Below are 6,810 nucleotides of genomic sequence, written 5' to 3'. Positions count from 1 at the left end.
CGCCCGCAACACCACCCGAGCCCTCACCCTGCTCGGAATACCCACCTGACCAGCACAAAGACTTTGCCGGAGCCGTGGCCCTCCCAGGGGGGCGTGCCCAAGTCCAGTCTATCGGCGCCCACCGACGGAATCGCCGGAACAGCCATGAGGCGCCCAACTTGTCCACAGCGAGCCCCGCTTGTGGAAACCGGTTTCGCCGACCTCCGATCGGCGAAACCGAAACCCTAACCGTGGCAGCCTTCTTCGTTCACCGGCCCGAAGGACGGCAGCACCAGCCCGCACAGGTAGCCGTCGATCCACCGGCCGCTCCCGGCGAGGTTGGTCCCCAGCCGGACGAACGGCGCGAAGGCGCGGATCCCGGCAGCCAGTGCGTCCTGGTTGCGCTGCAGCATCGACGTCAGCTGGTCGAGCTGGGTGAGCAGCGGGCCGACGCGGGATTCGTTGATCAGCCCGGACAACTCCGTCGCGAGCTGCCGCGAGCCGTCGAGCAGGGTGCTGATCGCCGCCTCGCGGTTGGACACCTCCGCGAGCAGCTGGTTTCCGTCATCCAGGAGGCGGCGCACCGCCGCGTCGCGGTCGACGAGCGTCTGCGACACCACCCGCGTGTTACCCAGCAGCCTGGCGAGCTGGCTGTCGCGTGAAGCGAGCGTGTCCGACAGCCGCGAGAGCCCGGTGAGCGCGGCGCGGACGCTCTGCGGCGTGTTCGCCAGCGTCGCCGACAGCGTGTCGAAGCTCTTCGCCAGCCGCGCGGTATCAATATGGTCCACTGTGGACGACAGGGTGCCGAACGCCGCGAGGATGTCGTAGGGCACCGTGGTGCGGGACCGCGGGATGGGCTGCCCCGGGTCGAGCGTGCCCTCGCCCTGCGGGTCGAGGGCGAGGTACTTCTGGCCCAGCACGGTCTTCAGCCGGATCGCCGCGCTCGTCGCGTCGCCCAGCCAGGCACCCTTGGCCCGGAACGAAACCAGCACGTGGTCGCCGCGCAGCCGCACGTCCGACACCCGCCCGACCTCGACGCCGGCGACGCGGACGTCGTTGCCCTCGCTCAGCCCGGCCGCTTCGGTGAACTCGGCCGAGTAGGTCGTCCCGTCGCCGAGCACCGGCAGGGACCGCGCGTTCAACGCCGTGAGCACGCCGAGGGCGAGCACCGCAAGTCCGGCGAGCGCTGTCCGGACCGGAGCATCGGCGGCCCGAGGTGGGGACATGGCGTCGAGAGTGACCTACCTCACGCCCGGCCGCCAGCCGGATCCCCCGATGAGCGGAACCACGCGGCGGTGAGCGCCGGGTATTCCCGGTATTCGAGCGCGTTGGCCGCCCGATCGGTCATCTTGAGGAAGATGCCGCCGAGCAGCCGCGTGCTCAGCATCCGGTAGGCGCGGTTGCGGCTGCGGATCTTCGCCGCCGTGCGCGGCGCGAGGAAGTTGCCGGCGCCCTTGCCGTTCTTCTGCCCCACCGTGGCCGGCTTGCGCAGCCGCTGCTCGTACTTCGCGAACGCCGTCACGTGGTCGCCGCCGGCCGCCGCGAGCTCGCCGGCCAGCACCTGGGCGCCCATCATCGCGAGCCCGGTGCCGGACCCGCCCGGCCCGGCGCACCAGGCGGCGTCGCCCAGGAGCACGACCCGCCCCTTCGACCAGCGGTCGAGGTGGATCTGGCTGATCGAATCGACGTACAGGTCGTCGGCCGCGGGCAGCGCCTCGAGCAGCTTCGGTGTCTCCCAGCCGGTGTCCGCGAACAACTGCGTGATCAGCCTGCTCTGTTCGACGGCGGTGCGGCGGTGGAACTCGACGCCGTCGGCGGCGAAGACCAGGCCGACGTGCAGCCGGTCCGGCAGGCGGTGGCTGCCCACCATGAGGCCGCGGCCGGGCTCGTTGTACATGATGCTGGTGTGGTCGAGCCCGAGGTGGTTGGGCACGGTGTAGCCGGCGATGCCGAAGCCGAGGTCCGTCCGGAAGTCCGGCTCCGGCCCGAAGGCGGCGGCCCGCACGCCGGAGTGCACACCGTCGGCCCCGACGACCAGGTCGAACGTGCGCGGTGCGCCGTGGCGGAAGGTGACTTCGACGCCGTCCGCGGTCTCGGTGAGGCTCGTGACGCGGTCACCGAAGACGTATTCGGTGTGGTCCGCGGTGTTTTCGTAGAGGATCCGCGCGAGATCGCCCCGCAGGATCTCGACCTCGCCGCTCCAGGCGGCGCCGGGCACGGTCAGCACCGGACGGCCGTCGAGACCGAGCACGGTCTGGTCGCCCATCGCCGTCTCGTACCGGCGGATCTCGTCGAGAACGCCCATCGCGGCCAGCAGTTTCACCTGCTCGCCGCGGAAGTCGACGGCCTGGCCGCCGGGGCGCAGACCGGGCGCGGACTCGACGACGGTCACCTGGTAGCCGCCGCGGTGCAGCCAGTGGGCGGCGGACGGGCCGGCGATGCCTGCCCCGGAAACGAGCACGGTCTTGGCGGTCATCGGAGGGTTCCTCTCGGGTCGGTGAGTGCCGACGCCGAGATTGCGGGCGGCCGCTGACGGTCCTCGCACCGTCCGCTGACGGCTCGGCCAGTGCGCCGCGGTTGCAGTCGCTAACATGACCCGGGTGGACCGCGCCGCCGAAGGCCGGATCCAGGAGGACGGCGAGGGCGCCGTCGAGGCACGCATCCTGGATGCCGCTGCTCACCTGATCGCCGAAGAGGGCTTCGGCAGGTTGAAGATCGGCGGCGTCTGCGCCCGCTCCGGCTACGCGCGGTCGGTCGTCTTCCAGCACTTCGGCGACAAGGACGGGCTCGGGCAGCGGCTCGTCGAGTACGCCGTCGAGGAGTTCACCGACGCCTACAGCGAGGCGGTCGCGGCCCGCACCGGGTCGGCGAACGCAACGCCGATGGACATGCTGCGCGCGCTGCTGGACATCATCTTCGAGCTGATCCGCACGATGCCGACGCTCAACCACGCGTTCCTGGCCCTGTGGGGCGACGCGGCGGCGGAGTACTCGGCCCTGCGCGGCGCGCTGACGGAGGCCGACCGCCGGTTCCGGTTCGCCATCGCCCAGACCGTGGCCAGCGGGGTCGCGGACGGGTCCATCACCGGTGTCCGCGACCCCGATTCCTACGCTTCGGCGATGCTGGCCCAGCTGCGCGGGATCTCGATGCAGGCCCTGATCGACCCCGACGGCGTCGACCTGCGGGGGCTGCGCGCCGAACTCGAGCGCAGCGTCGACCGGCTGTCCGCCAGTTTCCGCGGCACGCGTTAGAGGACGTACACGATGCTCCGCAGCACGATCACGCCGACGAACACCAGCGTGAAGGCCAGATCGAGCGAGAGCCCGCCGATCCGCACCGGCCGCACGACCCGCCGCACCGGCCCGATCACCGGCTCGGTCGCGGCGTAGGCCAGGCCCCGGGCGCGCCGCGCCCACGGCGGGGTGCTCGCCACCACCGCGACCCAGTCCAGCACCATCCGCGCGATCAGCACGAGCAGGTACAGGCTGAGCGCGAACCCGAGCAGTGTCCCTAGTGCACCCATGATCCCTCCGTTTCTGCTACCCGGAGAACGCACGGGTGCCGCGGGGAGTGCCAGGTCTGTCCGGTTCACAGCATTTCAACAGGTTCGCCACGCCGTGCGTGAGCCGGTTCACCCGGCCGGCCCACGCACGGCGGTTGCTCAGCCGAAGGTGACCACGAGCCGGCCGTCGGAGGCGAAGGACCACTTCATCGTGCCGGCGTAGGACGAGCACCGGGAGCCGTTCTTGCCGGTCCAGAACTGGTCGGAACTGTCGACGCTGCCGACGGTCTTGTCGTTCGAGCCGCCGCTGAGGAAGCGGCACGAAGTGTCGTTGCGGAACACCGAAGTGCCGGTGTCGAAGGAGAAGTTGCGTTCGGCGTTGTCGATGCCGACGTTGTCCGAAACGGACATCGAGCCGGGGTTGCTGTTGTAGGTGAACCCGTGGTGGCCGTTGCGGTAGGCGATGTCGCGCCGGACGATGTGGTTGACCGCGATCTTGTCGCCGCCGAGCTTGAAGCCGTTGCGGTCGCCGTTCTTGTTGACCGTGCCGTTGCTGAGGGTGCCGTTGGCGTAGGACAGGGAGTCCTCGATGGTCACCGGGCCGATCGGGCCGGTGTCGGTCTTGGTGTAGAGGTCCCAGCCGTCGTCGATGTTGTTGTGGGAGACGTCGTAGCGGAAGACGTTGCCGGGGCCGGCGGTGAGTTTCGCGGCGAACCCGTCGGCGTCCTCGCCGTCGGAATCGGCGTTGTCGTGCGATTCCGAGCTGACGACGAGGTTGTTCGACGGCCACTGGTCCTTCGGCGTGCTCGACGCCATCCGGGAGATCTGCAGCCCGGAATCGTGGTTGAAGCGGGTGACGACGCGTTCGAGGACGTTGTTGCTCCCGCCGACGAAGATCCCGTTGTCCCCGGCCCGTTCGACGACGATGCCGGCGACGCGCCAGTAGGAGCCGTTGACGGCGAGCCCGCGGTTGGCCGGATCTTCTTTCATGGCCGAGAAGTTCAGCACGGGCGTCTCGCCCGGATACGCCGAGAGCGTCTTGCGCGCGCTGGAGGTGCCGCTGTTGCCCGGCGCGATGGTGACGGTCTGGGCGTAGGAGTAGGTGCCGCCACGCAGCGAAATGGTGCCACCGGAACCGATCCGCGTGAGCGCCGCGGGCAGGGTGGTCGGATCCGCCTGCGTACCGGCGGCGGAGTCCTTGCCGTTGGGCGCCACGTAGAGGGTGGTGGCCGCGGCGGCGGCGGATGGCGGTGCCAACGCGGCGATCGTGACGAGCGCGGCGCTCACTGCAAGCGCTTTCTTGCGGGGAATGCTTCCGTGCGAACCCATTTGCACGCCTCCTTGCGGGCAAGAATGTGCCGGACACCGGATCCGAGAGCGCTCCCACCGGGAGCGGGATCTCCGGTGAGGCGACGGTAGCACCGGCCGGCGGCACCCCGAGTGGGCCAAGCGGGTCGTCTGTACTGAAAACGCTTTCAGCGATCACCCGGCCGCCCCGGCACCGACCCGAACCCGCCCCGGAACGCAGAACCCGCGAGAAGGTCCGGGCGCATCTCGGTCCTCTTCTTCGCCGTGAAGCTGCACGGGTTGCCGTCCGGTCGATCGGGCGTCTCCAGGAGTGCCGGGGCGGCTTCGCCGGCCTCGGGTCTGGACCGGCGAAGCCTGGTCCTGGGCTCCTGCGCGCCGAAACCCCAGACCTGGGCAGCTGACTACCCAGCCGTCCGGGAAATCACACCGATTGGGGGTCTGCGCTACGCCACCCGGGGGAATCTGGTGATGGCGGCCTCGAACGGCGAGGTGGTGACGGTCTGCCCGCCGAGCGAGGGTTGGCCCGGCCACGGCCGGGGTACCGCCAGAGAGCGGACGTCTTCAGCAGCGAGGGCGGAGAGCCTGGAAGGGTTGATTCGTCATGCCCGAGCCGAGCAACGAGCCGGCCCCGGCCCCGCCGTCGTGGTCGATGGACCTGCGCGGGACCACCGCCCCGGCGCTGGTCGAGATCCGTCGCTGGGCGTCCCGGGCACTGGCCCGGGTGGCTGACGCCCACCTGGGCGATGTGCTGCTGGTGGCCACGGAGCTGGTGACCAACGCCTACGACCACGGCGAGGGCCCGCTGCAGGTCCGGATGAGCCACACGCCGAGCCCGTGCCGGGTCCGGATCGAAGTCGACGACAACTGCCCGGACCACCCCCAGCTCACCGTGCCGTCGCTCGAGCGCCCTGGTGGCCGCGGCATGCACATCGTGGACAAGCTCGCCTGCTCCTGGGGCGTGGCCGAGCACCCGGCCGGCAGCAAGACGGTCTGGGCGGAAGTGTCTTGCGGCGGGAGCGACGCAGTGCCGTGCGCCGCGGTGGCCTGTTCCTGAGGCGCCTCTTCATCCGCGATCACCCGCATGACTCGGCCCGGCCGCCGAGGGGTTCCGTGCACCGCCGGAGTGAGCGTCCCGCCGGGCGCGGGATCGGAGTCACGCGCCGAGGCGGCTGTAGAGCCGGCTCGCCAGCGACCCGGCCAGCTGGTTCAGCGCGGCGTGCGGGTCGAGCTGCGCGAACTGCCCGAGCAGCTCCGCCGCCGCGTAGGCCTCGGCCTCCGACAACACCGCCACGCACCGCTCCCGCCGTCCCCGCTCCAGCAACCGCGTCAGCGCCACGGCGTACTCCCCGAGGTCGGCGACCTCGGTCAGGCCGTAACGCTCCTCGAGCGGCTCCCGGACGGCCTCGTCACTCACGGTCGCACCCCTCTTCCTCACCGTCAGACCGACACGCCACAGAAAATCTATGCCGACTGGAGTAGACATTGGATGGCGGGTGTGTGTAGTGTTCTTCTCGTAGCGAGAGAGACAACGTCAAGCAGGCGCGGGAGAGGACGTAACTACCCGCGAGGTGAGACAAGACGGTCAGGCAGCGCGGAGCCGATCACGGAACAAGGTTTCGGCTGGTGACCGGAGTAGTACCCGTAGTTGTTTTCCGTGCAAGTGCAGTGCAAGTTGCAAGTGTTGAGTGTTGTAAGTGTTGAGTGCAGTGGCAGGACCGGTCAGGTGGCCGGAGCCGATCAGTGAACGGGGCTCCGGGCAGTGACCAGCGGCGTCAGCGTGCTGGGACCGATCAGTGGAAGGGTTCCGGCAGTGACGTCCGCAGCAGCAAGTGCAGTGGCAGTACCTGAAGTAGCAGTACCCGAAGTAACAGCAGTACCCGGTAAGTGGAAAACACAGGAGAGAAGGGATCGGGAGCATCATTGGATCGCCCGCAGCGGCCGGGAAGTAGCGCCGCGCGGGTGCCGTAGTCCCATCGAGTTCGGAGGTGGTGCTCGGTCACGAATGAGCGATCCCCGCGAGT

At 69.8% G+C, this 6,810-nt stretch carries 7 protein-coding genes; 2 read left to right on the top strand and 5 right to left on the bottom strand.

Translation table 11 applies throughout. The annotated features are described in order from the left end of the window. Positions 1-224 precede the first annotated feature (224 nt). Positions 225-1,205 (bottom strand): MCE family protein, encoded by a 981-nt coding sequence (locus ISP_RS40535; RefSeq protein ID WP_034285067.1) that lies wholly within the window; start codon positions 1,203-1,205, stop codon positions 225-227. Positions 1,206-1,225: 20 nt separating this feature from the next. Next, positions 1,226-2,455, bottom strand: a complete 1,230-nt coding sequence (locus ISP_RS40530; protein WP_013229584.1) for an FAD-dependent monooxygenase — start codon at positions 2,453-2,455, stop codon at positions 1,226-1,228. Between the two features lie 115 nt (positions 2,456-2,570). On the opposite strand from ISP_RS40530, the gene ISP_RS40525 reads away from it, so the two are divergent. Continuing rightward, complete coding sequence (locus ISP_RS40525; protein WP_013229583.1) at positions 2,571-3,230, top strand: TetR/AcrR family transcriptional regulator; 660 nt, start codon at positions 2,571-2,573, stop codon at positions 3,228-3,230. On the opposite strand, the gene ISP_RS40520 is transcribed toward ISP_RS40525, so the two are convergent. Next, positions 3,227-3,502: a YggT family protein gene (locus ISP_RS40520; RefSeq protein ID WP_013229582.1), complete on the bottom strand. Its 276-nt coding sequence runs from the start codon at positions 3,500-3,502 to the stop codon at positions 3,227-3,229. The genes ISP_RS40525 and ISP_RS40520 overlap by 4 nt on opposite strands. Before the next feature lie 138 nt (positions 3,503-3,640). After that, positions 3,641-4,810, bottom strand: coding sequence for a pectate lyase (locus ISP_RS40515; RefSeq protein ID WP_071831505.1), 1,170 nt, complete (start codon positions 4,808-4,810; stop codon positions 3,641-3,643). A gap of 580 nt (positions 4,811-5,390) precedes the next feature. On the opposite strand from ISP_RS40515, the gene ISP_RS40510 reads away from it, so the two are divergent. Continuing rightward, complete coding sequence (locus ISP_RS40510) at positions 5,391-5,843, top strand: ATP-binding protein (RefSeq protein WP_013229580.1); 453 nt, start codon at positions 5,391-5,393, stop codon at positions 5,841-5,843. Positions 5,844-5,942: 99 nt separating this feature from the next. Here ISP_RS40510 and ISP_RS40505 read toward each other — a convergent pair whose 3' ends face one another. Then, on the bottom strand, positions 5,943-6,203 hold the full coding sequence (locus ISP_RS40505; RefSeq protein ID WP_013229579.1) for a hypothetical protein: 261 nt from the start codon (positions 6,201-6,203) through the stop codon (positions 5,943-5,945). Between the last annotated feature and the right edge of the window lie 607 nt (positions 6,204-6,810).

The organism is Amycolatopsis mediterranei (assembly GCF_026017845.1).
In the GTDB taxonomy this organism is placed as follows: domain Bacteria; phylum Actinomycetota; class Actinomycetes; order Mycobacteriales; family Pseudonocardiaceae; genus Amycolatopsis; species Amycolatopsis mediterranei.
The sequence above is the reverse complement of the archived record's forward strand: the minus strand, read 5'-3'. Positions and strand labels throughout refer to the sequence as shown.

Coding starts and splice junctions, on each gene's coding strand:
- ISP_RS40530 (WP_013229584.1), bottom strand. CDS start 2,455: ATGACCGCCAAGACCGTGCTCGTTTCCGGGGCAGGCATCGCCGGCCCG.
- ISP_RS40535 (WP_034285067.1), bottom strand. CDS start 1,205: ATGTCCCCACCTCGGGCCGCCGATGCTCCGGTCCGGACAGCGCTCGCC.
- ISP_RS40515 (WP_071831505.1), bottom strand. CDS start 4,810: ATGGGTTCGCACGGAAGCATTCCCCGCAAGAAAGCGCTTGCAGTGAGC.
- ISP_RS40525 (WP_013229583.1), top strand. CDS start 2,571: ATGACCCGGGTGGACCGCGCCGCCGAAGGCCGGATCCAGGAGGACGGC.
- ISP_RS40510 (WP_013229580.1), top strand. CDS start 5,391: ATGCCCGAGCCGAGCAACGAGCCGGCCCCGGCCCCGCCGTCGTGGTCG.
- ISP_RS40520 (WP_013229582.1), bottom strand. CDS start 3,502: ATGGGTGCACTAGGGACACTGCTCGGGTTCGCGCTCAGCCTGTACCTG.